23 protein-coding genes and 2 pseudogenes are annotated in these 23663 nt (G+C 65.5%); 18 read left to right on the top strand and 7 right to left on the bottom strand.

Annotation, left to right across the window (positions count from 1 at the left end):
• Window positions 1–321: 321 nt before the first annotated feature.
• Window positions 322–1224 carry a LysR family transcriptional regulator gene (locus tag ACIA5H_RS31810; protein WP_379252326.1) on the bottom strand — a complete coding sequence of 301 codons (903 nt, stop codon included), beginning with the start codon at window positions 1222–1224 and terminating at the stop codon, window positions 322–324.
• Between the two features lie 188 nt (window positions 1225–1412).
• Here ACIA5H_RS31810 and ACIA5H_RS31805 point away from each other — a divergent pair, with 188 nt between their 5' ends.
• The gene (locus ACIA5H_RS31805; RefSeq protein WP_379252327.1) at window positions 1413–1706 is read left to right on the top strand and encodes a DUF1330 domain-containing protein; all 294 of its coding nucleotides are present in this window, start codon (window positions 1413–1415) and stop codon (window positions 1704–1706) included.
• Between the two features lie 129 nt (window positions 1707–1835).
• Here ACIA5H_RS31805 and ACIA5H_RS31800 read toward each other — a convergent pair whose 3' ends face one another.
• Window positions 1836–2039, bottom strand: a complete 204-nt coding sequence (locus tag ACIA5H_RS31800) for a cold-shock protein (protein WP_067806012.1) — start codon at window positions 2037–2039, stop codon at window positions 1836–1838.
• A gap of 473 nt (window positions 2040–2512) precedes the next feature.
• Here ACIA5H_RS31800 and ACIA5H_RS31795 point away from each other — a divergent pair, with 473 nt between their 5' ends.
• Entirely contained in the window at window positions 2513–2920 is a 408-nt protein-coding gene (locus tag ACIA5H_RS31795; protein ID WP_379252328.1) for an ATP-binding protein, read from the top strand.
• Between the two features lie 6 nt (window positions 2921–2926).
• Here the strand turns inward: ACIA5H_RS31795 and ACIA5H_RS31790 are convergent, their stop codons facing one another.
• The gene (locus tag ACIA5H_RS31790; RefSeq protein ID WP_379252329.1) at window positions 2927–3301 is read right to left on the bottom strand and encodes a MerR family transcriptional regulator; all 375 of its coding nucleotides are present in this window, start codon (window positions 3299–3301) and stop codon (window positions 2927–2929) included.
• Between the two features lie 430 nt (window positions 3302–3731).
• Between ACIA5H_RS31790 and ACIA5H_RS31785 the strand changes: the two genes are divergently transcribed.
• Window positions 3732–4025: an ANTAR domain-containing protein gene (locus tag ACIA5H_RS31785; RefSeq protein WP_379252330.1), complete on the top strand. Its 294-nt coding sequence runs from the start codon at window positions 3732–3734 to the stop codon at window positions 4023–4025.
• A 19-nt stretch (window positions 4026–4044) separates the two neighbouring features.
• Here the strand turns inward: ACIA5H_RS31785 and ACIA5H_RS31780 are convergent, their stop codons facing one another.
• From ACIA5H_RS31780 to ACIA5H_RS31770, 3 genes are all read right to left on the bottom strand, one after another.
• On the bottom strand, window positions 4045–5340 hold the full coding sequence (locus ACIA5H_RS31780) for a DUF2254 domain-containing protein (protein WP_397079441.1): 1296 nt from the start codon (window positions 5338–5340) through the stop codon (window positions 4045–4047).
• Window positions 5341–5436: 96 nt separating this feature from the next.
• The gene (locus ACIA5H_RS31775) at window positions 5437–5850 is read right to left on the bottom strand and encodes a heme-binding protein (protein ID WP_379252332.1); all 414 of its coding nucleotides are present in this window, start codon (window positions 5848–5850) and stop codon (window positions 5437–5439) included.
• A gap of 81 nt (window positions 5851–5931) precedes the next feature.
• Window positions 5932–7071, bottom strand: coding sequence for a glutathione-independent formaldehyde dehydrogenase (locus ACIA5H_RS31770; RefSeq protein ID WP_397079438.1), 1140 nt, complete (start codon window positions 7069–7071; stop codon window positions 5932–5934).
• A 350-nt stretch (window positions 7072–7421) separates the two neighbouring features.
• On the opposite strand from ACIA5H_RS31770, the gene ACIA5H_RS31765 reads away from it, so the two are divergent.
• The 15 genes and pseudogenes from ACIA5H_RS31765 to ACIA5H_RS31695 all read left to right on the top strand — a co-directional run bounded on the left by ACIA5H_RS31765 (window position 7422) and on the right by ACIA5H_RS31695 (window position 22821).
• Entirely contained in the window at window positions 7422–7718 is a 297-nt protein-coding gene (locus tag ACIA5H_RS31765; RefSeq protein WP_355078074.1) for an antibiotic biosynthesis monooxygenase, read from the top strand.
• Window positions 7719–8285: 567 nt separating this feature from the next.
• Window positions 8286–8788: pseudogene (locus ACIA5H_RS31760) on the top strand (general stress protein).
• Window positions 8789–8791: 3 nt separating this feature from the next.
• Window positions 8792–10675, top strand: a complete 1884-nt coding sequence (dnaK, locus tag ACIA5H_RS31755; RefSeq protein ID WP_397079436.1) for a molecular chaperone DnaK — start codon at window positions 8792–8794, stop codon at window positions 10673–10675.
• An 8-nt stretch (window positions 10676–10683) separates the two neighbouring features.
• The gene (locus tag ACIA5H_RS31750) at window positions 10684–11211 is read left to right on the top strand and encodes a nucleotide exchange factor GrpE (protein WP_379252335.1); all 528 of its coding nucleotides are present in this window, start codon (window positions 10684–10686) and stop codon (window positions 11209–11211) included.
• Between the two features lie 6 nt (window positions 11212–11217).
• The gene (locus ACIA5H_RS31745; RefSeq protein WP_397079433.1) at window positions 11218–12123 is read left to right on the top strand and encodes a DnaJ C-terminal domain-containing protein; all 906 of its coding nucleotides are present in this window, start codon (window positions 11218–11220) and stop codon (window positions 12121–12123) included.
• A pseudogene (locus ACIA5H_RS31740) lies at window positions 12120–12448 on the top strand (chaperone modulator CbpM). Before ACIA5H_RS31745 ends, ACIA5H_RS31740 begins: the two are co-directional and overlap by 4 nt.
• On the top strand, window positions 12430–15063 hold the full coding sequence (clpB, locus tag ACIA5H_RS31735) for an ATP-dependent chaperone ClpB (protein ID WP_397079431.1): 2634 nt from the start codon (window positions 12430–12432) through the stop codon (window positions 15061–15063). The pseudogene ACIA5H_RS31740 and the gene clpB overlap by 19 nt, the downstream one beginning before the upstream one ends.
• Window positions 15064–15077: 14 nt before the next feature.
• Window positions 15078–15530, top strand: coding sequence for a thioredoxin (trxA, locus tag ACIA5H_RS31730; RefSeq protein ID WP_397079429.1), 453 nt, complete (start codon window positions 15078–15080; stop codon window positions 15528–15530).
• On the top strand, window positions 15527–15793 hold the full coding sequence (locus ACIA5H_RS31725; protein WP_379252339.1) for a UBP-type zinc finger domain-containing protein: 267 nt from the start codon (window positions 15527–15529) through the stop codon (window positions 15791–15793). Before trxA ends, ACIA5H_RS31725 begins: the two co-directional genes overlap by 4 nt.
• Entirely contained in the window at window positions 15771–17495 is a 1725-nt protein-coding gene (locus ACIA5H_RS31720; protein ID WP_397079426.1) for an FAD-dependent oxidoreductase, read from the top strand. The genes ACIA5H_RS31725 and ACIA5H_RS31720 overlap by 23 nt, the downstream gene beginning before the upstream one ends.
• 13 nt (window positions 17496–17508) lie before the next feature.
• A complete protein-coding gene (locus tag ACIA5H_RS31715; protein WP_379252536.1) occupies window positions 17509–17949 on the top strand; it encodes a DUF1931 family protein in 441 nt (146 codons plus the stop codon).
• Complete coding sequence (locus tag ACIA5H_RS31710) at window positions 17910–18200, top strand: hypothetical protein (protein WP_397079491.1); 291 nt, start codon at window positions 17910–17912, stop codon at window positions 18198–18200. Before ACIA5H_RS31715 ends, ACIA5H_RS31710 begins: the two co-directional genes overlap by 40 nt.
• Window positions 18201–18710: 510 nt before the next feature.
• Entirely contained in the window at window positions 18711–19808 is a 1098-nt protein-coding gene (locus tag ACIA5H_RS31705) for a hypothetical protein (RefSeq protein ID WP_397079424.1), read from the top strand.
• 716 nt (window positions 19809–20524) lie between these two features.
• Window positions 20525–20953, top strand: coding sequence for an SRPBCC family protein (locus tag ACIA5H_RS31700; RefSeq protein WP_397079422.1), 429 nt, complete (start codon window positions 20525–20527; stop codon window positions 20951–20953).
• A gap of 524 nt (window positions 20954–21477) precedes the next feature.
• Window positions 21478–22821: an amidohydrolase family protein gene (locus tag ACIA5H_RS31695; RefSeq protein ID WP_397079420.1), complete on the top strand. Its 1344-nt coding sequence runs from the start codon at window positions 21478–21480 to the stop codon at window positions 22819–22821.
• A gap of 57 nt (window positions 22822–22878) precedes the next feature.
• Here the strand turns inward: ACIA5H_RS31695 and ACIA5H_RS31690 are convergent, their stop codons facing one another.
• Complete coding sequence (locus ACIA5H_RS31690; protein ID WP_397079418.1) at window positions 22879–23589, bottom strand: TetR/AcrR family transcriptional regulator; 711 nt, start codon at window positions 23587–23589, stop codon at window positions 22879–22881.
• Window positions 23590–23663: the final 74 nt, after the last annotated feature.

Genomic DNA, 23663 nt, shown 5'->3' with positions numbered 1-23663 from the left:
GCGCCAGTTCGATCAGGCCCAGACTTGATGAGCTCCAGGAAGGGCGGGCGGGTTCAGGGTGATGGTCTGGGGCCGGGGGAGAGCATGGCGACAAACGATCAACCACTGAAATGTCGTTCGCGACGCGGTGACGGCGGTCGGCAGGCATGCCCTTGACATGGCGCAGCAGCTGAGATCGGGATCGGTGGCATTGGACCGTGAGGTTCAGGCGTTGTTCGATACCTGGAAGGGAGTGCCGCCGATGCTTATCACGAGGGGTGGGATGACATGCGGGACGGCGCGGTGAAGGCATGGGACGCGCTCTGCGTGACCTGATGCGCGTCAGTCCGGCAGCCAGTTCAGCTCGTGCGCCAGGGTTTTGGCGACAGCACGGATGCGGCGGTGTAGCGGCGACTGCTCGCGTGGGAGGACCAGGTGGAGCGTCAGACTGGGCGCGCCCCGCAGCGGTCGCCAGGTGAGACCGGCTGGTTGTGCCGTGACCGCGGTTTCTCCGGCCGGGGCGAGGGTGAGCCCGTCGCGTAGGTCGCGCTGAGACATGTCGAAAGAGACTGCGAGCGTGTGGAATCGGGGGGTCGGCCGGATCTCGCGGAACAGTGCGGACAGCTGATCGTGGATCACGGGATTGGCCGCACGGTCGGGGAGTCGCAGCGGATACTCGGCCGCATCGGCGATCTCGATCTCCGGATGTTCGGCCAGCGGATGATGCTGTGCCAATTGGACCCCGACGCGCACACGCCGCAGCAGGAACCGGCGCACGCCACGACCCGGCTGTTCGCCGCGGGTGATCCCCGCATCGATGCGGCCGTCGGCGACCGCGGGAGAGATCTCCGGCGTCGCCATCGGGACCGCGCCGACCTCGAGTCCCGGGCTGCTGCGAATGAGCCTGTCCACCAGGGCCGGTGCCGTCTCGGCCCCCGCGCTGAGGCTGTATCCGATGCGCAGCGTGCCCAGTTCACCGGCCCCCGCATTCCGGGCGATGTCCCATGCCCGGTCCAGCGCCGCCAGCGCGGGCGGCGCGGACTCCGCCAAAGCCGCACCGGCCGTGGTCAATACGACGCTACGCGTATTACGAACCAGCAGGGCAGTACCGAGTTCCGCCTCCAATCGGCGCATCCGGGCACTGAGTGCGGGCTGTGCTATCCCGATCCGTGTGGCCGCGCGGGTGAAGTTCAACTCCTGCGCCAGCACCAGGAAGTACCGCAGGCTCACCGTATCCGGCGCCACATGCCCTCCCTGCCGATTGATAACGATCCGTTCTGAGTCTATCGCGTACCGGTCTTTCCCTCGACCGCGCATCAAGCCCTAACCTGCGCATATGACGATTCGGCTGACCGCAGTACCCGTCGCCGGGATCGGTCGATCTGAGTGTCGATTCGAAGTCGGACGTGTCCGGCCGAACACAGGAGGTTTCCATGGCTAAGGGCTACTGGGTCAGCGTCTACCCCGCCATTTCCGACCCTGGGAGGCTGACTGCCTACAACAAGCTGGCCCGTCCGGCTGTCCAGGCTGGGGGCGGGCGCGTCCTGTCCCGTGGCGGTCGAGTCGTCGCCCACGAGGCCGGAATCACGCAACGCGTCGTTCTGATCGAGTTCGACAGCTTTGAACAGGCCGTCGCGGCATACGAGAGCGAGGCATACCAGAAGGCGCTGGTGGCCCTCCCCGACGGCGTCGAGCGCGACTTCCGCATCATCGAAGGCATCGACTGACCTGCGGGCCCAATCATCGCTGAGCATCCGTCACCTGATACAAACACGGTGCTGAACGAGGTTCAACGAAAAGAGCTTCGCACCGACCTCGGTGCGAAGCTCTTCACAAACAAACGCGATCGCGCGGAATCAGATGGCGCGGACGTCCTGGGCTTGAGGACCCTTCTGGCCCTGTTCCACCGAGAACTCGACACGCTGACCCTCGTCGAGGGATTTGTAACCCGAGCCGCTCACGGCCGAGTAATGCACGAAGACGTCCGGGCCGCCTCCGTCCTGAGCGATGAAGCCGAAGCCTTTTTCACCGTTGAACCACTTCACACTGCCTTGAGCCATGCTGTAAACAACTTCTTTTCTGTAGTGAGCCGAGCAAATTCTTGGTGAAAAGCCCGTACTCAACCTCTCACTATGCCACACCCGTCGCCGTTCGCTCGCCTCACGCAGTGATCAGAGGGTCCGGCCTACGGGATGCGGACGGCTGAACGTCACGCCGAGACCTGCCGCCGCAGACGATTCCTGCCCCGGCGATTCGCCCCGCTCGGCAACCCTGCGAAGCGGGACTTGTCCTCGGATGTGGACCGCGGGACCGCAGCCGGTCACGCCGGGTGTGCGGCAGGCTGGCGGGACCAGGCCGTGCTCTGCATTCCCGATCGATGCGGGGTATCGGAGAACCGAACGATTCTCAACACCTCACCCGGTCCGCAGTGAGCGTGGATGCGGTGTTTTCGCCGGGGCGGGGTGAGGGTATGCCGCCGATGTAGTGCTGTCCGCGTGGAGGCCGGTACTGAGCGAGCGGAAGGAGGGGCAGGGTGGGAATTTCGACACTGGATCAGGCGCGCGCCGACGGCGCTGTTGTCGAGTGGGATCTCGAGGTGGTGCCGTTGGGGCAGCTGCGGGCTGCGGTGCGCCGCCTGCTCGCCCCGCTCGCCGGTATCGGGGTGGAGGATGCGGTGCAGGTGTGTGACGAGTTGGCCGGCAACGCTGTCGTGCATGCCCGCGCCCCGCGTGGTTGCCGGTTGATGGTGGCCGACCACGGCGGCTGGTTGCGTGTGGAGGTCGACGATGCTTCGCCCGTGCCGGCGCGGATCCGCCGACCGGATCACACGGGTGGGCGCGGGTTGATCCTGGTCGATCAGCTGGCCACCTGCTGGGGTGTGGACTATCACGGCGGCGGCAAGACGGTGTGGGCCGAGCTCGGCACCCGCGGCCCCGGCTGATCGGAGCTAGCTGCCGGGGTCCGGTGCGGGCGGGTCTTGCCGGGTGAGTTCGGCGTTGAGCTCGTGGGCTTGGGCGAGTTGGTCTTCCAGGACGGTGATGCGACACGCTGCCTCTAGCGGTGTGCCCGCATCGACCAGCGCGCGGACCCGCGCGGCGATCCGCAACTGGGAGCGGGAGTAGCGGCGGTGCCCGCCAGGTGAACGCTGCGGTGTCAGCAGGTCGGCGGCGTCCAGGCCGCGCAGGAAGGCGGGGGTGACGCCGAGGACTTCCGCGGCCCTACCCATGCTGTAGGCGGGGTAGTCCTCGTCATCCAGCCGGTCGGCGGCACTGGAAGCGTCGGTCGGGTCGGTCGGATCGGTGGGGTCGTTCGATTGCTGCACAACACCTCTGGGGTCAACGTCGGCAGGCCCCGGCGCGTGGTGCGCCGGGGCCTGGGATCGAGGGGGTTTTCACGTCGATCCCGCCGGTCGGGCGGTAGAGCCGACCGCGGGGACCACGCCCGGCAACAGCCCGGGACGCGGAATCTGGGAAGAGCTGTTCAGTCACCACCTCCTGAGTTGCCGGACCTGTCTGCGAAAGTTCGTCATCCCCTCCGGCGGTCCGGCCGACTGCACCGGATTCTCTTCTCCGCCGGAGGGGATGTGGATCTTGCTTCCGGTGCAGTTCACCTGCCCGGCCAACCAGACATCTCATCTCCAACGAAAGAGAAACTACACTCCACCCTCCCGAATGTCTACACCCTGCGATGCAGATTTTTCTGCATCACGAGTAGGGGTTTTCTGTATGCCGTAGCTCGGGTAGGGCTGGGGTGTGGACATTGAACAGCCCCGACCGCCCGGTGATGCCGATCGGTTCGCATTCGAGGCCGGCCGCGCGGTGATCGAGCAGGCCAAAGGGATGCTGATGCTGGTGTACGGGATCGGCGAGCAGCAAGCGTTCGCGCTGCTGCGGTCCTGCTCGCAACACACCAACGTGCGACTACGCGAATTGGCCGGGCGGATCCTCACCGAACTACCCGCTGCGGGCGGGCAAGCCGCCCGAGCCCCGATACGCTTCGAGCTGAACCGCATCCTGGCCGGACATTCCCCGCCCTCCGGCCGATGAAGCTACTCGCGATCGTCGATCATGTTCCTGCGCGGGCGCGCTTGGTCGCCGCCTCCGACTCCGCTGCGAGGTCGGCGCCCGAACCGATGCCCTGCTGATCGGCGACCAGCGCCGCACGTCGGTCGCGCTGGTCGTCGTAACTGCGGTGTACGGCGGCGACGAGCACGTCGAGCTGCCGCTCGAGCGGTGGGTGCCGCTCGGGTGGTGCGACCGTCAGGAGGTCTTCCAGTGCGGCGCGTAACCGGCGCGATGCCTGGGGGGAGGCGGCTCCGGCGAGGCAGAGCTCGTCGAACGCGAGCCGGACGTAGCCCGCCCAGCTGAGCGTGCGCTCGATGAGCCGAACCTCGCCGCCGTCGTCGTGGTGCCGGCCGGAGGGGAAGTCGCGGTTGGCGAGCTGCCGCAGGCAGTCGTGCAGTCGGTCGATCACCATCACGGCGGTGGTCGGGTCGGTGAACGGTTGGGCCAGACCGCGCTCGGCAATGTCGACCAGCTTGCGGAAGCCGTACGCCGGGTCATCGCCGTGGGTCCGCTCCGCGGCGAGGACGACGAGGCCTGCGACACGGGCGTGGTCGAGACGGACGGGGTCGCCGTGCACGCGGAACAGCGGCGCGCCTGCTGGTACGAAGTCGCCCATGAGGGGGACCATCTCCATCACGCAGCCGGCCTCGGACGCTGCTGCGACCAGCGCGGGACGATCCAGGTCGATAACGAGCCCCGGTTCGGGCGAGACCACGACATCAGGCTGGGCGTGCGGCGGCCCCTTCGCTGGGTACTTGCGGTCCAGCTGCTCGTGCAGATGATCGCCGACCAGGTCGATCAGGCCAGAGGCGCGCAGCGCGTTTCCCGAATGGTGGATGTAGAGGAACAACGTGGCGATGCTGGCCAGCATCAGCAGGTAGGCCACCGACACGGTCAGGCCTGGCACCGTACCCTCGCCCACGGCGTTGACCTCGCGGATCGCGAGGATCGCGAAGATGAACGTCGAGGCGAACAGCCCGTAGGCCAGCTGGCTGCTGCGGTCCTGGAGCAACGCCCGCACGATGCGCGGCGAGAACTGGCCCATCGCGAGCTGGACGGCCACCGTCGTCACCGTGAGTACGAGCGTGGTCAGGGTGACCATCGCGGCGGCGATGGTGCTGAGGATGTTGGACACCGCGTCCGCCGAGCCCGTGATCGTCACCGGGATCAGCCGATCGCCGAACTGCCGATCGATCGCCACGGTCACGAACGACAGCCCGACCGAGGCCAGCACGCATAGCAACGGCGTGATCCACAGGCTGGACCGCAGCCGATGACGGAACCGCAGGCACACCATCGAACGCCTTTCTCATCCGGCCGTGGCCGAAACTCGCGGTGCGGCACCTGCTCTCGGGGCTATCCGCGACGGCGCCCTGTCGACGTAGTTCACTGCTCACATCGCCGTCGAGGCCGCCTCGGCGACAGCCTTGTCCTGCTCTCCGGTGCCGCCGCTGACGCCGACCGCCCCGACGACCTGGCCGTTGCGCCGCAGCGGCACACCGCCGGCGAAGATCATGATGCGCCCACCGTTGGAGGTATGTATCCCGTAGAACTGCTCGCCCGGACGCGCATCGGCGGCGAGGTCCTCGGTCGAGATGTCCAGCGCTCGGGCGGTGAAGGCCTTGTTGATCGAGATGTCGATGCTGGCGATCCATGCGCCGTCCATCCGCACATGGGCTACGAGGTTGCCGCCGGCATCGACCACCGCAATATTCGACGGCGATTCGATCTCGGCGGCTTTGGCCTGCCCGGCGGCAATCACCCGCTGCGCGTCGTCGAGGGACACCGAGGTCTGGTTCATTGTCATGACGCACCTGTCCCGGTCTTCGCGAACTGCTTGCCCTGCAGTGCATTCGCCATCGTTGCGCTCCTATCGGTCCGGGCCGCCTCACGGATGCATTACGACCTTGGTCCATCCGTCGTCGCGGGCATCGAAATGCTGGTAGCCGGACTCGGCCTCAGCCAGCGGGAGTTCGTGAGAGACGATCCACGACGGTTTGGCCCTGCCTTCATGGATCAGGTCACGAAGCTGGCGGTTGTAGTGCTTGACGTTGGCCTGCCCGGTTCCGGCCTTTTGACCCTTGAACCAGAACTTGCCCATGTCGAAGGCGATCTTGCCCTTCTTCTCCAGCTTGTCGGGCGCGTCGGGGTCTTGTGGCAAGAAGATGCCCACCACGCCGATGTGCCCGGTGAACCGCACCGAATCGACCAGCCGGTTCATGGTCATCGCCGAATCCTCATTTCCCTGCGGGTCATGGGCCTGATAGCCGACGCACTCACAACCCTTGTCGGCGCCGTGCCTGTTGGTCTGCTCCAGCACCTGCTCGACCGGGTCGCCCTTCGAGTCGTCGATCGGTATGACGCCGATCTGCTCGGCCAGGCGCAACCGGTCTGGATGCCGGTCCACTATCATCACCTTGCTCGCGCCCTGGATCATCGCCGAATATGCCGCCATCAATCCCACAGGGCCGGCCCCGTAGACCACCATCGAATCGCCAGGCTGCATATCGGCTAGACGGGTGCAGTGCCAACCGGTCGGGAAAATGTCCGCCAGCATCACATAGTCGTTTTCTTTGTCCTGAGCATCCTCAGGCAGCCGCAGACAGTTGAAGTCGCCGAACGGCACCCGCAAATACTCGGCCTGTCCGCCCCAGAACGGTCCCATCCCGGCGAAACCATACGCGGCGCCCGCCATCTTCGGATCCGGATGCACCGTCAGGCAGAACGCGGTCAACCCTTCCTCGCAGTTTCGGCAGAAACCGCAACCAATGTTGAACGGCAGGCACACCCGGTCCCCGGAGGTGACCTTTACCACCGCATTGCCCACCTCGGCGACGATCCCCAGGTTCTCGTGACCGAGGACCATCCCGGGCTCCAGATCGGTGCGGCCCTCATACATGTGTAGATCCGACCCGCATATGTTGGTGCTGGTGATCTTTACCAGCACATCGGTCGGCTGCTCGATCCTCGCATCGGGCACATCCTTCACATGAACCTCACGGGGCCCGTCGTACACAAGCGCTTTCATCTCGATACTCCTGACATGCGGCGTTTCCGGTCGACGCCCGGCGGCCACAGGCGGTTACTGTGAGCGACAGACCGAACGAACGGTTCTGCTCGGGCAGCCGAGGCGACAGCGCACGCAACGGAAGAACACACCAAAACTAAGGCACACCACCATGTTTCGCGTCATGAACAACAAGCAGTGGGTGCATTCCAGGCGTCGCGTTCTCTCCACCCTGGAGTCTCCTCTTTCGGCTCCGCGATCGCTAGGGGGGTCGAGATCGGTCTCATTGATTTGTGGGCTCGGCTCCTTCTCTTCACCGGTCGATGATGTGATGCTGGATCATGTCCACCACCTCGAACAGGAGACCCGCCATGGCCACCAAGGCGCTGCTGGTCCGACTCGAAGCCAAACCCGGCAAGGAAAACGCGGTCGTGGAATTCCTCCGATCGGCGCTGCCACTCGTCGAGCAGGAGCCCGGCACGAAGCCCTGGCTCGCGGTACGGTTCGGCCCCTCGACGTTCGGCATCATCGACGCATTCCCAGACCAGGCCGCCCGCGAAACACATCTCAATGGGCCGGTCGGCAAGGCCCTCGGCGAACGCGCCGACGAACTCTTCGCCGCGCCGCCCGAAATCAGCAACCTCGACGTGCTCGCCAACAAGCTCTGAACCACCGACTGGAGACAGCCCGCCCGCAAGCTCGACAGAACCGCGTCACCCACCTGACCGCGAACTTTGGTACGCGAGTCCGCCGAACCTGTCGGATTCTCGGTGCGCAACGACGAGGTGAGCGCAACAGATGACGATGCCTCGTCGGTGAAGTCCTCGCGCAGGCGACCGCTGTTCTTGGCGCGACCGGGCACGGAGCCGTGACTCCCGGTGCTCCCGTGGCTACACTGTGTGGCGTAGTTGGCTTCCACTTCCGACCTGCTGGGAGCTTGTCACACCGCTCAGCAGTCCCGATCTTTCGTATCGGAGTTCTACTCGTGGAAGCACCGAAGTAGTGGCTGATGCCCGGAGTGCGCGCACCGGCCGCCTCGAGCGGGTTCCGGCACTCCTATGCCCCAGCCGGGGTGTGGACGCCACCGCCTCCCGTTCTGTCGACGCCTACAGGCGGATGAAGAACTTTCAGCGGTTGAGCCGTCCGTGAGTTCGAGCGGTTGACCGACCGGCCAGACGCCGAACTGGTTCACGCAGGCTCGGCGAACACCGAATCATCGACGCCCAGGGGGCGTGATGTCAGAGTCCAATCGCGGAGCCTCGCCGATACGTCTGAACCAACCTGCCCGCCAGGTAATGGCAACGTTCGACGACTACGCCGACGCTGAAAGCGCCGTCGACTACCTCTCCGACCAGCATTCAGCAGTCGACGAACTGGCCGTCGTCGGACGCGATATCGAGCTGGCCGAGCAGGTCGTCGGCCGATTGAACTACGGCTGGGCCGCTTTGCGAGGCACCGCCGCGGGCGCGCTGACGGCGCACTGTTCGGCTGGATCTTCGGATTACTCGACTGGGTCCAGCCGTTGCTCACCGGCCTCGTGCTCGCCTGCTACGGGCTGGTGTTCGGCGCTGTTGTCGGCGTCCTGCTCGGCCTATTCATGTACGCGCTGCGGGGCGGTCGGCGCGACTTCACCTCAATCCAGTCATTACAACCACGTCACTACGAAGTCCTTGCCGACGTCGAGGTCACGGACGAAGCCGTTCGCCTGCTCACCGGCCGGACCGATCGAAAGGAATGAGTCATGGCGACCGCTGTAGGTATCGACCTGGGCACCACGAACTCGGTCATCGCAAGCTGGCAAGGCGGCGAGCCGGGGGTGATCTCCAATGCCGAGGGAGCGCGGACGACGCCGTCGGTGGTGGCCTTCACCGAGAGCGGGGAGCGGCTGGTGGGTCAGCTCGCCCGACGGCAGGCGATCTTGAATCCGAAGGGCACAATATACTCCGCGAAACGCTTCATCGGACGTCACTACGACGAGGTCTCCGAGGAGGCCAAAGCGGTCAGTTTCGACGTCGTGCCGGGCGACAACGGCGAGGCTCGATTCGACGTGCGGGGCAAGAAGTACGCGCCGGAGGAGATCAGTGCCCTCGTGCTGCGCAAGCTCGTCGACGACGCGAGCAAGTTCCTCGGTGAGAAGGTCAAAGAAGCGGTCATCACCGTTCCCGCGTACTTCAACGACGCACAGCGCAACGCCACCAAGGACGCCGGCCGGATCGCAGGCCTCGAGGTTTTGCGGATCATCAACGAGCCGACCGCCGCGGCACTGGCATACGGCATGGACAAGCAGACCCACGAGACCGTACTGGTCTTCGACCTCGGCGGCGGCACCTTCGATGTGAGCCTGCTCGACGTCGGCGAGGGAGTGGTCGAGGTTCGTGCCACGGCCGGCGACTCCCACCTCGGCGGCGACGACTTCGACCGACGTCTGGTGGACTACCTCGCCGACGAGTTCCAACGGGCGGAGAACATCGATCTGCGCAAGGATGCCCAGGCGTTGCAGCGCCTCTTCGAGGCAGCGGAGAAAGCCAAGGTCGAGCTGTCCTCGGTGACACAGGCCCAGGTCAACCTGCCCTTCGTCACCGCTGATGCGAACGGTCCCAAGCACCTCACCACCACGATCATGCGATCGAAGTTCGAGGATCTGACGGCGGATCTGGTGGAACGCTGCCTCGGCCCGGTGAAGCAGGCGATGAGTGACGCCAAGGTCACCGCCAACGACATCGACGAGGTGATTCTGGTCGGTGGTTCGACACGTATTCCGGCGGTGCAGGCGCTGGTTCGCCGGCTCACCGGCGGCAAGGACCCCAACATGAGTGTCAACCCGGACGAGGTCGTGGCGCTCGGTGCCGCAGTCCAGGCGGGTGTGCTCAAGGGCGAGGTCTCCGATGTGCTGTTGCTCGATGTCACCCCGCTGTCCCTCGGCGTCGAGACCCAGGGCGGGGTGATGACCAAGATCATCGAGCGCAACACGACGATCCCGGTCCGGCGCAGTGAGGTGTTCGCGACCGCGGAAGACAATCAGCCCGCAGTGGATGTCGTGGTCCTGCAGGGCGAACGCGAACGGGCCGCCGACAACCGGGTGCTCGGTCGCTTCCGGCTGGAAGGCATCCGGCCCGCACCCCGTGGCGAGGCCCAAGTCGAAGTCACGTTCGACATCGACGCCAACGGCATCCTCCACGTCACCGCCCGCGACAAGGACACCGGTAAGGAGCAGAGCATCACGATCAGCGAGCAGAGCAACCTGGACCAGAGTGAGGTCGAGCGCATGCTCGCGGAGGCCGAACGGAACCGGGCCGAGGATGAGGCGCTGCGAAAGGCGGTCGACGCGCGCAACGCGCTGGATTCGGTTGCCTATCAAGTGGAACGGCGACTCGCCGAACTCGGTGACAGTGCTCCGCCGCACGACAAGGCACGCGCCGAGATGCTGATCGCCGACGCCAGGAAAGCCGTGGAAGACAATGCTCCCCCCGCCGAGGTAGAGCCACTCGCCTCCGAGTTGCAGCAGCTGCTCTACGGGCTCGCGCCGGTCCAGTCCGGCGGCGGAGACGGACACAGGGCAGGCGGCGGAGACGCTGCGTCGTCGGATGACGACGACGTGATCGACGCCGAATTCGATCGAAGCTGAGGCACACGATGGAAAGGTCCGCAGATCATTCGACGACCGAGTCGGCTGCCGAGTCGGCTACCGACGGGGATCAGACCGAGACGGCGCCGGATCGCACCGACACGGGGGCCGAGCTGGCTCAACTCGAGGACCGCTGGCGCAGGGCCCTTGCAGATCTGGACAACCTGCGCAAGCGGTTTGCCAAGGATCTGGACCGTGCCCGCGCCGCGGAGGTGGCGAAGGTTTCCGCTGCGTGGCTCCCGGTGCTGGACAATTTGGAGCTCGCGCTGGCCCATGCGGGCAGCGATCCCCAGGCCGTCGTCGAGGGCGTGAAGGCGATCCGAGACCAAGCGGTGCAGGTGCTGGCGCAGTTCGGCTTCGAGCGCCACGACGAGGTCGGTGTGCCGTTCTCCCCGGAGCTACACGAAGTAGTCAGCGTGGTGGCCCAACCGGACGTTCCCTCCGGGACCGTGATCGAGGTCTTGCGCCCAGGCTATGGAGAGGACGGTCGGCAGTTGCGTCCCGCCTCGGTGGTCGTCAGCCGACCCGAGGGGTGAGCACCGATGGCGCGTGACTACTACGAAGTGCTCGGTATCCCGAGCGGCGCGGGCACCGACGAAATCCAGCAGGCGTACCGCAAGCTGGCGCGCAAGTATCACCCCGACGTGAATAAGGACCCCACTGCGGAGGACAAGTTCAAGGAGGCCAACGAGGCCTACCAGGTGTTGTCCGACCCGGACACTCGGAAACGTTACGACCGATTCGGTGAGGACTTCCGGCGTGTGCCCGAGGACTACGACGAACGGGTCCGGGCCGGCGCCGGTGGGTACGGCGGCGGGGGCAGAAGGGTGCACTTCGGTCGAGGTTTCGGTGGCGAGGGCGCCGTCGACTTCGAGGATCTCTTCGGGCAGATGTTCGGCGGCGCCGGCGGGTACGGGCCGATTCCCGGTGCCGACCAGGAAGCGGAACTGGAACTGACTCTGGAACAGGCGTATCGGGGCGGCAAACGCACACTCAGACTGGACGGACGCCAGTACGACGTCGACATTCCCGCCGGTGTCCTGGACGGCCAGAGAATCCGGCTGGCCGGGCAAGGCGGGCGGAGCAACGGTGACGCGCCGCCCGGGGATCTGTACCTCGTGGTGCGGATCAAGCCGCATCCCCGGTTCCGGGTACAGGGCCGGGACATCTATGTGGACCTGCCCGTATCGCCATGGGAGGCGGTGCTCGGGTCGACCGTCGTCGTTCCCACCCCGGGTGGCGAGGCGAAAGTCAAAGTGGTACCGGGCTCGTCGACGGGAAGGAAGCTGCGGCTGCGCGGAGAAGGAATGCCCAATCCGCGTGGCCCCGACGGCAACCTCTACGCCGAGATCAAGGTGATGGTGCCGTCGAAACCGACAGCACGCGAGCGCGAGCTGTTCGAGCAGTTGGCCACCGAATCGAACTTCGATCCGAGGAAAGAGACATGAGCACCCCGAGCCCGGTCACCCGGTACGTATTGGTTCGCCGTCCCGGATTGTCGCCAGATGCCTTCGCCGAACGTACCGGGCTGCACCCGGACCTGGCACGAAGGCTTGTGGCGCTCGGCCTGCTCGACGCCCACCGAGACGCCGGCGGCGAGATGTCGTTCCAGCCATCCGAAGTGGCCCACGCCGCCCGCATCCAACGGCTGCGGACCGGTCTGGGCCTGAACTACTCGGCAATCGGGCTCGTACTCGATCTGCTGGATCGAATCGAGAAACTCGAAGCAGCTTCCCGCGGAAGGAGGGCACCCCATGGACACCGGCAGCCTGACTGAAAGGTCACGAGAAGCCCTGCAGGAAGCCCAGAATGTAGCGACCAGAATGAGTCACACCGAGGTCGACGGAGAGCACCTGCTGCTCGCGTTGATCGATCAGCGGGAAGGGCTGGTACCCCGACTGCTCGAGCAGGCCGGCGCCAACGTCGATGCCCTGCGATCCGATCTGGAACGTGAACTGTCGCATAGGCCGAAGGTCAGCGGCCCCGGCGCGACGCCCGGACAGGTGATGATCACCCAGCGCCTGGCCAGGCTGCTCGACGCCGCGGAACGGGAGGCGAAGCGACTCAAGGATTCCTACGTGTCGGTGGAGCATCTCGTGATGGCGCTCTCCGAGGAGGGGTCGGCCACTGCGGCAGGCAGGGTCCTCGCCAATCATGGGGTCACGCGAGAGTCCTTCCTCGCCGTATTGACCAAAGTGCGCGGCCATCAGCGCGTCACATCGGCGACCCCGGAAGGGGCCTACGAGGCGCTGGAGAAGTACGGACGCGATCTCGTCTCCGAGGCCCGGGTAGGCAATCTCGATCCGGTCATCGGCCGAGATGCCGAGATCCGCAGGGTAACGCAGATCCTGAGCCGGAAGACGAAGAACAATCCGGTGCTGATCGGCGACCCCGGCGTCGGTAAGACCGCGATCGTCGAGGGACTCGCCCAGCGGATAGTCCGCGGCGACGTGCCCGAGGGCCTGCGCGACAAGACGATCTTCTCGCTCGACATGGGTTCCCTGGTGGCCGGCGCGAAGTATCGCGGCGAGTTCGAGGAGCGACTGCAGGCGGTGCTGTCGGAGGTGAAGGCGGCCGAGGGGCGCATCCTGTTGTTCGTCGACGAGCTACATACCGTTGTGGGCGCGGGATCAGTCGGCGGCGACGGGTCTCTCGACGCAGGCAACATGCTCAAGCCGATGCTCGCCCGCGGCGAACTACACATGATCGGCGCCACCACTCTCGACGAATATCGCAAGCACATCGAATCCGATGCGGCACTGGAGCGTCGCTTCCAGACCGTTCTCGTCGACGAGCCCAGCGTCGAGGATGCGATCTCGATTCTCCGCGGACTTCGGGAACGCCTCGAGGTGTTTCACGGCGTGAAGATCAAGGACGGCGCCCTGGTCGCCGCCGTGACCCTCTCGCACCGGTACATCACCGACCGCTTCCTTCCGGACAAGGCGATCGACCTGGTCGATGAGGCATGCGCTCGGCAACGCACCGAAATCGACTCGATGCCCGCCGAACTCGACGAGCTCACCCGGAAAGTGACCCGGCTGGAGATCGAAGAGGCCGCGCTGTCCAAGGAAACGGACGCGGCCAGCAAGGCGCGCCTCGAAGAGCTGCGCAAGGAGCTGGCCGACCTACGGGCCGAGGCCGACGCCAGGCACGCTCAGTGGGAGGCCGAGCGGCAGGCGATCCGGCGGGTGCAGGAGCTGCGGGGAGAGCTGGAACGGTTGCGCCACGAGGCCGAGGAGGCCGAGCGCAACTACGACCTCAACCGGGCCGCCGAGTTGCGATACGGCGAGATCACCGAGCTGGAACGCAGACTCAGGGCGGCGGAGGAGCAACTGGCCACCAGGCAGGGCCGGAATCCGTTGCTGCGTGAGGTCGTCACCGAAGACGAGATCGCAGAGATCGTGGCCGCATGGACGGGTATCCCGGTCGCCCGGCTGCAGGAAGGCGAGCGGGAGAAGCTGTTGAAGCTCGACGAGATCTTGCACGAGAGGGTCGTCGGTCAGGACGAGGCGGTGCAACTGGTCGCAGACGCGGTGATCCGGGCGAGGTCGGGTATCCGTGACCCACGCCGGCCGATCGGTTCGTTCATCTTCCTGGGCCCGACGGGCGTGGGAAAGACCGAGCTCGCAAAGACGCTGGCCAGTGCCCTCTTCGACAGCGAAGACAACATGGTGCGGCTGGACATGAGCGAGTACCAAGAGCGGCACACGGTGAGCAGGCTCATCGGTGCGCCCCCCGGGTACGTCGGCTACGACGAGGGCGGCCAGCTCACCGAGGCGGTACGCCGCAAGCCGTACTCCGTCGTACTCTTCGACGAGATCGAGAAGGCCCACGCCGACGTCTTCAATACCCTGCTGCAGGTGCTCGACGACGGCCGGATCACCGATTCTCAGGGCAGGCAGGTCGATTTCCGGAACACGGTGATCATCATGACCTCCAACATCGGATCCCTGTATCTCCTCGAGGGAGTCACAGCCGACGGCGAGATCAAACCGGATGCCCGGGAGCGGGTGCTGGCGGAGCTGCGCGGGCACTTCCGCCCCGAATTCCTCAACCGGGTCGACGACATCGTGTTGTTCACCCCGCTCACGCTGCCCCAGATCGAGCACATCGTCGAGCTACAACTCACCGATCTTCGCAACAGGTTGTCGCAGCGGCAGATACATCTGGATATCACGCCGGAAGCGCGCCGGCTCATCGCCGAACACGGTTTCGACCCGGTCTACGGCGCGCGGCCGCTGCGGCGGTACATCGCCCACGAGGTGGAGACGAGGATAGGTCGTGCGCTGTTGCGCGGCGAGATCGAACCGGGTGGCACCATCCGTGTCACGGTGGCCGGCGACGAACTCGCCGTCGCGTATGCGGAACCCGCCGTCGCGGCGGCCTGAGAAGAGGTGTCGTCGTGGGATCCGAAATGGTGAAGTGCCCGAACTGCGGCAAGGTCAACAGGGTGGCGGCGGCCGGGGAAGGAAAACCGCGCTGCGGGAACTGCCACGAGCCGCTGCCCTGGATCGCCTCGGCAGGGGACGACGACTTCGCGGAGGTCGCCGAGAAATCCTCGGTGCCTGTGCTCGTCGACCTCTGGGCGACGTGGTGCGGCCCGTGCCGCATGGTCAGTCCGGCGCTCGAGCAGCTCGCCAGGGAACGCGCGGGTCGAATCAAGCTGGTGAAGATCGACGTGGATGCTGCGCCCAGGACGGCCGAACGATTCACCGTCCGCGCCGTACCGACTCTGCTGGTGATGGACCGAGGCGAGATCCTGGCTCGTCACGCGGGCGCCGCTCCGGTACCACAACTGCGCACATGGCTCGACCAGGCGCTTTCGGAAAAAGCAGGCAAGGAGACGAAGCCATGACATCTGTCCATGTCGACCCACACGTGACCGCGATCCGTCCCGTCGTACCCCGGACTCCGCAGGGCTGCGAGGAATGTCTTCGCCTCGGCACCCCCTGGGTACATCTGAGGCTGTGCCTGACGTGCGGACACGTCGGTTGCTGCGACTCCTCGCCGGGAAAGCACGCGAGCGCGCACGCTCACGCCATCGGCCATCCGATCGTCCAGTCGATGGAGCCAGGTGAAGATTGGCGCTGGTGTTATGTCGACCAGAACCTCGTCTGAGGACGCCGCTCCCGTCCGCGACATTCCGCCGCTCGACGAGACTCCCGATGAGCTCGGAGGATACCCGCGGCTGACGGACGACCAGGTCGCGACACTCGAGGTCGGTGGCACGCGTCGAGCGGTTCGCCCCGGCGAGCTGCTCATCCGAGAGGGCGAACCCTGCAACGACTTCTTCGTTATCCTCTCGGGCAAGGTCGCGATCATCGACGAGGGCGACGGAGACGGCGAACGCCGGATACTGCGCGTGCACGGTCCCGGCCGATTCCTGGGCGAGCTCGGACTGCTGGAAGGCCAGGTGGCGTTCTTCACCGCCGAGGCGATCGAGGACGGCGAGATACTCGTCGTCCCGGCCGACCGGGTGCGCCAGCTGGTTTCCCACGATCCCGTGCTCAGCGATCTCATCCTGCGCGCCTACCTGGTGCGGCGGCACCTGCTGATCGGGCTCGGTTCGGGATTCCGGATCATCGGCTCCTGCTATTCACCGGATACGTTGCGGCTTCGGCAGTTCGCCATTCGAAACCGATTGCCCCACAGATGGATCGATGTGGAGCAGGACGAACGGGCGGAGCAGCTGCTGCGCAGCCTGGACGTCGCCCCCGAGGACACCCCCGTCGTGATCTGGCACGGCGAGAAGGTGCTGCGCAATCCCACGAACGCGGAACTCGCCCGCATCGTCGGGCTTCCGGTCCCGGACTCGGTCCACGACGCAGCCCAGGACGTGTTCGACCTCGTCGTGGTGGGTGCGGGACCGGCCGGTCTGGCCGCGTCCGTGTACGGCGCCTCGGACGGGTTGAACACGGTGACACTGGAGTCGTTCGCCGCAGGCGGCCAGGCCAGTACCTCCTCCCGGATCGAGAACTACCTCGGCTTCCCGGCAGGGATCTCCGGCGCCGAATTGGCGGAGCGAGCCGTGATCCAGGCCGGCAAGTTCGGCGCCCGAATCCTGGTGTCGGCGGAGGTGACCGGTTTGGGGTCCGAGGACGGCCACCACGTGCTCCGGCTGGCGGACGGCGGCACGGTTCGCGGCCGGGCCGTCGTGCTCGCCACCGGGGCGCGATACCGCAAGTTGGCGGTTCCGGGAATCGAGGTCCTGGAGGGGACAAGCGTGTACTACGCCGCAACCCATCAGGAAGCGCGGATGTGCGGCACCGACCCGGTGGCCATCGTCGGCGGCGGAAACTCCGCCGGACAGGCCACCGTTTTTCTCGCGGACCGTGTCTCCCACGTTCACCTGCTCATCCGCAGCGGTGACCTCGGAAAGAGCATGTCCCGGTACCTCGTCGACCAGATCGAGCGCCATCCGCGCGTGACCGTCCACCGGCATACCGAGATTCGCGAGGTCCACGGTGAGAAGTACCTCGACCAGATTGTGGTCGAGAACAATCAGACGGGCGAACAGGACACCCTCCGGGTACACGCCTTGTTCGTCTTCATCGGGGCGGTGCCGCACACCGGGTGGCTGGCCGACGCGCTCGCACTCGACGACCACGGCTTCGTCCTCACGGGCATGGACGCGGTCTACGCCCGTGAAGACGGCAACCGGCGGACTGGCGACCGGCCGTCGAGGACGCTCGAAACAAGCCTGCCCGGCCTGTTCGCTGCCGGTGACGTCCGCACCGGCTCGGTGAAACGTGTCGCCTCCGCTGTCGGTGAGGGAGCGATGGCGGTTCGCCAAATCCATGAATACTTCGACAGGAGCTGACGACATGCCAGTGATGGGTACCGTGAAATTCCAGCAATTCTTCCGGGCAGCGGCCGGCCTGCAAGTCGACCGGAACGACCTCAAGCGCTACACGGATTTCATCGACGACAAGATCTACGATCTGATCCTCATCGGCAAGGCCTCGGCAAAGGCAAACCTGAGGGACGTGATCGAACCGTGGGACCTGCCGATCACCAAGGGACTGCAGGAGAGCATCCACCGGTTCGAGAAACTGGATGAGGAGATCGAACTACATTCTGTGCTCGATCAACTGGCGGCCCGGCCGCCGTTGGACATGGCCCTTTCCGAGGCGACCGAGCAGCGGCTGCCGCTGATTGCCGGAGGCTTGAGCGTGGCGCTGGCGCACACATTCGTCACGATCGAACCGGACCGTAAGAACCCCGGGACCGCCGAATGGAACGTCGCCTTCGACATCTTCCATCTCCTGCTCTGACCACCGCCCCCGCCCGGCGAACCGATAGACCGCCGCTGGCCGTCGCGGCGGCGATCGTGCTGCTCTATGCCCAGTCCGTCAGCCGCATCATCCGGCTCACCATAGACGATGTCCTCGACGCCGACGGCCATGTGCTGCCGAACCTCGGCGAACCACCATCACCGGTCCCCCGACCGGTCGCCGAGCTGCTGCTGTCCTGGATCGACCAGCGCGCCAACATGAACACCGCCACCAATCGCGACTCCCGCTGACTGTTTCCCGGCCGTCGCGCCGGCCAGCCGATGCACCCCACGACCCTCAGCGACCTGATCAACGCCCTCGGCGTTCCCACCCGGCCGGGCCGGGTCAGCGCCCTGCATCAGGACGTCCTCGAACTCACGGGGCGGTCGTCGCCGAAGCGCTCGGCTACCACCACACAACCACCCGCGCCGCCGCCCAGGCCGCCGCGACCTGGGGCCGCTACGCCACCGGCCCTCGTCCCCGGAAACCGGCTGGCTGGACACCTACTCGCGACAGTTGATTACGAGAGCCTGCCAGTCATCAGGGCGATCTTCCGTCGTGAGGTCTCCGGACCTGCGTCGACTCGGGAATTTATCTGCGGCAGAGCTTTCGCAGGCTGCCTTCATCGGATATGGCCGCTGCAAAGTGGTCACGCGCCCGCGACTCTTGGGCGGAGCGACGTCCGACCAGATATTCCCAACCGTGGGATTCGACATTCTCCGAACTACAGTTCGAACGCCCGAATCCGAAGAGGTTTGTCGATGACCCGCACCACGCCACCCCGAGCCGTCGATGTCGCAGCCGCGTGTCCCGCACTGGCGCCGCTGACTCGTCCCGCGACCCGGCTCCACCCGCGCAGCGGCACACCGTCGGTATACGACAGTTCGATCGGCGGCCCTTTGCTGTGGCCGACCGATGAACCGTGGCCGCACTGTCACGGGCCTCACAACTGGGACTTCTTAACCAACGCGTGGAATCCCCACGAGCTCAACCCGTTACAGTCGCTGGTGGATGCGAAGCTGACGCGACACGATCCCGAGCCGTGGCCGTCGGTGGCCGATGTCCCGAGTGCCATGTTGTCAGCAGTGCCGCGTGACATCTGGGAATTCGAAGCCAGCGGGTTTGATCTCGACAACCTCAACCTCCCCCCGTCTCAGCCGTTGGCGGGTCGGTGGAAGCCGACGGCCCATGTCCCGAATGCCATGTTGCCGGTAGCGCAACTTTATACGCGTGACGTCCCCGGGTTACGTCCGCCGCCGGGCAAGGATCTGCTGCAGATACTCTGGTGCCCATTGGACAACGCCGATGCCATGCCCGAGACCGCGCTGGTGTGGCGCACCGCCGCCGACGTCACCGACATCCTGAATACCCCACCGGTACCGGCAGCGGTGGAATACGGCTACGACTACATACCCTTGCCATGCACGGTGGAGCCGGAGCGCATCATCGAATACCCGAGCGACTTCGAAGAACTCGGCGGCGAGCCGCTGGAGCAAATGCGACAGTGGGCGAGCAGGCAGCACACCGGGATCGATCCGGATGAAATCGAGAGCTGGTTCATCGACAACATATGCGTTGCACCCGGGTGGAAGGTTGGCGGCCATATCCGGTGGGGCACCACGGACCCCTTTCCACAGCCATGCCCCACCTGCGGTACCGAGACCGAACCGCTGCTCACCGTCGCCTCGTCCGAATGGGACGCCGGAACCCACAGCTGGATACCGTACGAAGATCAGGCCCTCGCAGGCGATTACGGCACGACCACAGGCCCCGACGTCACAATTGCTCGCGGTTACAACATGATCCTTCGCGTCTGTCCAATCTCACCCGATCACCCCCACATCCAACTGATGCAGTAGGCCCGTAGCAATGGCCAACCAGTCAGCCCGATGGCCACTGACACATCGCCCGCCGTGACATCGACATCCGCGAGAAGACCCTGTCGCGGATAGTCTGCGAAACCTGCGCCCGCCGAGCCGATCACACGGCCATCACCGCCCCCTCGGTTCCGGTCACCCGCCGGTTGGAAACCATCGACAACCCGCGGCAGTTGAATACGCGATCTCACCAGTAGGCGTCACCGCAATCGCCACCACCCGAGCCGCAGAATTCGACGTCGACGGTGGTCTCGACCGTGCTGGAAACGCTGTACGCGCCCATCGAACTGTCGATCGACATCGACCCGCGACAGGCCGGCCTCACCATCGACGGGCTCGTCGAGGCACGCGGGCCCATCATCCTTTCCTACACCGGGGAGCCGGCCAGGATCCGCATCAATATGCCAGAGGGGGCCGCTACACCTATGCCGAGATGGGCAACGGCAAAACCACGGCCCGGGCGGGAATCGAACTCGATTTCAAGGACAGCTACGGCCAGTTCAACATCCTGCACATGAGGGCGGAGTCTCGTCGACCTGCCGGCTCGGCGCGGTCGGTCATCAGTTCTGCCGTCGGGCAAGGTGGAGACCAACGCCTCGCGTCGCGCCGACGACGTTCCGTCCGTTACCCTCTCAACCCTACAGTCATATTGGCAACGGTGTTGCCGATAATTGAAGTTTGAGGAGAGGGTGATCGGCATGCGTACTGTCGAAGTGAACGCCAGGTACGGGGCCCGACCGGAGGAGGTTTGGGCGATCCTCTGCGATCTGCACCGCTGGAGTGAATGGTTGATGATTCACAAGGCGTGGAAGAGTGACGTCCCGAATCGGGTCACCAGAGGTGATGCGGTGACGGCGGCTGCGACGGTCATGAATATGCCGATCTCCATCGATTGGACGGTCGAGGATGTCATGGAGCCGCACTCCCTCGTGCTGGGCGGAACCACCAGGGCTGGCGTCAAGCTGGCCTTGGCCGTCAATCTTCGGGCCGAGTCGGAGGGTACGACTGTCGCCATGACGGCGAATATCGAGGGGGGAATGATCGACGGGCCGATGGGGGGCATGTTCAAGCGATCGCTGGTCGGCGCGCTCGACAAGTCCCTGAAGAAGGCCGAGGCGCTTCTGTAGGCGGTGCAAAGTGCCCTCGATGTGGTCGCCGGGCGAAGTTTGCCACCCGGTTCGAGCGAGGATTGCGCGAGCGGGCGACCTCGGCGATCGAGAGCGACGGTTGTAGTCGACTCCTCGTTCGCGCCGAACTGTTCTCGTCGCCGGTACTTGTATCGGTAACACCGTTGCCGATATAGTTGGCCTGCGCTCGCGAGGACGACCGGAGGCCAAGGTGTCGTGTCGGCGAGTCACCGCATCGGCTATCCGGTCCGGGCAACTCGCCGGCTCGCCGGTGCTGACCGGCATGGATGACCTCCGTTGTCCCCTCGGCTTGCCCTCACCCTCCTTCGGCCGACGCGCACGGCTCGGCTGAGGGAGCGTGGACATCACGCAACTGCCCCGCTGTATCCGAACTGGAGGAGAACTTTGGACGGCCGAACGCTCTCGCTACACCGCTTGCCGTACGGCACGACTCGTTGTCGGCGTCGGGCTTCGGGTGGTGCTACCAGTAGCGGCTGGGGTCTGGCGATGGTGGTGGACGAGCGATGACAACCGGGAATCGACTGCTGTTGCGTGGCGGGATCGTTCTCACCATGGATGCCGGTCTCGGCGATTACGAACGCGCCGACGTGCTCATCGAAGACGGCAGGATCGCAAGTGTCGGGGCGGATCTGGGCGCCGACGGCGTCACGGTCGTCGAGTGCGAAGGGAAGATTGTCCTTCCCGGGTTCGTGAACTCACACCATCACATGTTTCAGACCGCCTTACGGTCGTACTGGTCCGATGCGCTGGACTCCGACTATTTCCTGCAGTCACGCTTCGGCGCCGACGGGCTGTTCCATCAGTACACGCCCGAGGACGTGTACTGGGGTGAGTTCGGCGGAGCGCTGGAGAATCTGTCAGCGGGCACCACGACCGTCGTCGATACCTCGCAATGCTCCTACACTCCTGAACACACCGACGCGGCGCTGGATGGCATCCGCCGCTCCGGCATCCGTTGCGTTTTCAGTTTCTCGCCGTGTTTCGGCGACCATGAACCCTCGCCGTCGTACGCCCATCCGGAAGACATTCATCGTCTGCAACAGACCGCCGCTACAAGGGACGGAGACCTTGTTCGCATGGCGTTGGGCTATCACGTCGATGAAGACCTGTTCCAACTCGCCAAGGAACTACAGCTGCCCGTCTTCGCGCATGTCAACGATGTCAACTGGGGGCGTGCACTCGAAGAGTTCGAGAAGCAAGGCCTCCTCGGGCCATGGATCACCTACATCCATTGCCTCGGCCTGGAGGATTCGGCGTGGCGGGTGATCGAGCGTACCGGTGGCAAGGTATCGGTCTCGGCCGTCGCCGAACAGTCCCTCGCGATGGGACGGCCTGCGCTGCAAGCCGCACTCGACCACAGAATTTCGGTGAGTTTCGGCACGGACGCCGTCAGCATTGCGCCCGTGGACTTCTTCTCGCAGATGCGCGCGGCGTACGTGCTGCAGCGAAGCGGTATCCCGCCACTGGTGGATGAAGCGTCGGAAACGATGTCGCCGGTATCGACCCGCGACATCCTTCGGATGGCGACGCTCGGCGGAGCCCAGGCTGCTCATCTCGACCATCTCGTCGGCTCGCTCACCCCGGGTAAACGAGCCGATGTCATCGTCTTGAACGCACGCACGCTCAACGCAGGCCCGATCAACCACGCACCCGGCGCCATCGTCCAGTTGATGGACACAAGCAACGTCGACACGGTCATCGTCGACGGGTGGGTGGTCAAACGGGGCGGCCGACTGGTCGGGGTGGATGTGGAGGACGTACTCGAGCATCTCCATCGATCGGCGGCCGGTATCGTGCGACGCTCCGGCACAGCAGATGTCCTCCTAACCGGTTGCAGACAGCGATAGCTGCTCGGGTACTGCCGACTCGGGCGTGACGTTCGAACGCGGAAACGAGCACCCGCTTCAGGTTGAGCCAGTCGAGTCCCTTCCTGTGGCGTGCAGGTCCACGAGGCCTGCGATGAGCAATCGCAGACCGAAGCGGAACTCGTCCTCCAAAGTCTGCGTGGGTAGGCAGTCGGCGACGGCGACCGTGGCGGGAAACTGCGCCGGATCGAGCCGGCGATACAGAGCGGTGAGGCTGGCGGGCTCGATGTTGGCTTCGGTGTTGTGGCCCTGTAGCTGGGCGGCGAACCCGATGACGTAGCGGGCCACGGTGGCGTACACCAATGCCGCGCGTTCCGGGGAGAATTCGTTGGCGAGCAACATCGCCAAGATCCGCTCACGCAACATGAGCGCATTGGGGCCGGTCGGTACCTGCTCGATGAACAGGGGTGCGACACCGCGGTGCCGGTGCAGGGTCGAGAACATGGCTTCGGCGGCGGCCGCGCACGCGCGCTGCCAGTCGCCCTCGGGTGCGTTGTCATCGATCTCCACCTCGCCGAGCACCCGGTCGACCACGTGCCCGATGAGTTCGGCGCGATTGGCAACGGCCCGATACAGCACCGCCGTGCCGGTGTCGAGACGTTGGGCCAGGGTGCGCATCGACAAGGCGTCGGCTCCTTCCTCGTCGACGATGCGCGTCGCGGTGGCCACGATGCGGTCGAACGGCACCCGTGGGCGACCAGGGGAGCGGCGTGCCGGAGTCTCGGCAGTATCTGAATCGGAGGCGGTCACAACCTCATTCTCTCGTACCGGCGTACCGGGGCAACCGATCACCGCAATATCGGCCACGTCGTTGCCGTTACGGG

Origin of the sequence: Nocardia sp. NPDC051900, from assembly GCF_044452545.1 — a bacterium.
In the GTDB taxonomy this organism is placed as follows: Bacteria; Actinomycetota; Actinomycetes; order Mycobacteriales; family Mycobacteriaceae; genus Nocardia; species Nocardia sichangensis.
The sequence above is the reverse complement of the archived record's forward strand: the minus strand, read 5'-3'. Positions and strand labels throughout refer to the sequence as shown.

What these genes read in the sequence shown, in the direction of transcription:
- ACIA5H_RS31715 (WP_379252536.1), top strand. Translation starts at nt 17,509, where the DNA reads ATGGGTACCGTGAAATTCCAGCAATTCTTCCGGGCAGCGGCCGGCCTG.
- ACIA5H_RS31695 (WP_397079420.1), top strand. Translation starts at nt 21,478, where the DNA reads ATGACAACCGGGAATCGACTGCTGTTGCGTGGCGGGATCGTTCTCACC.
- ACIA5H_RS31780 (WP_397079441.1), bottom strand. Translation starts at nt 5,340, where the DNA reads ATGGTGTGCCTGCGGTTCCGTCATCGGCTGCGGTCCAGCCTGTGGATC.
- dnaK (WP_397079436.1), top strand. Translation starts at nt 8,792, where the DNA reads ATGGCGACCGCTGTAGGTATCGACCTGGGCACCACGAACTCGGTCATC.
- ACIA5H_RS31700 (WP_397079422.1), top strand. Translation starts at nt 20,525, where the DNA reads ATGCGTACTGTCGAAGTGAACGCCAGGTACGGGGCCCGACCGGAGGAG.
- ACIA5H_RS31800 (WP_067806012.1), bottom strand. Translation starts at nt 2,039, where the DNA reads ATGGCTCAAGGCAGTGTGAAGTGGTTCAACGGTGAAAAAGGCTTCGGC.
- ACIA5H_RS31720 (WP_397079426.1), top strand. Translation starts at nt 15,771, where the DNA reads ATGTCGACCAGAACCTCGTCTGAGGACGCCGCTCCCGTCCGCGACATT.
- ACIA5H_RS31770 (WP_397079438.1), bottom strand. Translation starts at nt 7,071, where the DNA reads ATGAAAGCGCTTGTGTACGACGGGCCCCGTGAGGTTCATGTGAAGGAT.
- ACIA5H_RS31765 (WP_355078074.1), top strand. Translation starts at nt 7,422, where the DNA reads ATGGCCACCAAGGCGCTGCTGGTCCGACTCGAAGCCAAACCCGGCAAG.
- ACIA5H_RS31725 (WP_379252339.1), top strand. Translation starts at nt 15,527, where the DNA reads ATGACATCTGTCCATGTCGACCCACACGTGACCGCGATCCGTCCCGTC.
- ACIA5H_RS31775 (WP_379252332.1), bottom strand. Translation starts at nt 5,850, where the DNA reads ATGACAATGAACCAGACCTCGGTGTCCCTCGACGACGCGCAGCGGGTG.
- clpB (WP_397079431.1), top strand. Translation starts at nt 12,430, where the DNA reads ATGGACACCGGCAGCCTGACTGAAAGGTCACGAGAAGCCCTGCAGGAA.
- ACIA5H_RS31710 (WP_397079491.1), top strand. Translation starts at nt 17,910, where the DNA reads ATGGAACGTCGCCTTCGACATCTTCCATCTCCTGCTCTGACCACCGCC.
- ACIA5H_RS31705 (WP_397079424.1), top strand. Translation starts at nt 18,711, where the DNA reads ATGACCCGCACCACGCCACCCCGAGCCGTCGATGTCGCAGCCGCGTGT.
- ACIA5H_RS31745 (WP_397079433.1), top strand. Translation starts at nt 11,218, where the DNA reads ATGGCGCGTGACTACTACGAAGTGCTCGGTATCCCGAGCGGCGCGGGC.
- ACIA5H_RS31750 (WP_379252335.1), top strand. Translation starts at nt 10,684, where the DNA reads ATGGAAAGGTCCGCAGATCATTCGACGACCGAGTCGGCTGCCGAGTCG.
- ACIA5H_RS31805 (WP_379252327.1), top strand. Translation starts at nt 1,413, where the DNA reads ATGGCTAAGGGCTACTGGGTCAGCGTCTACCCCGCCATTTCCGACCCT.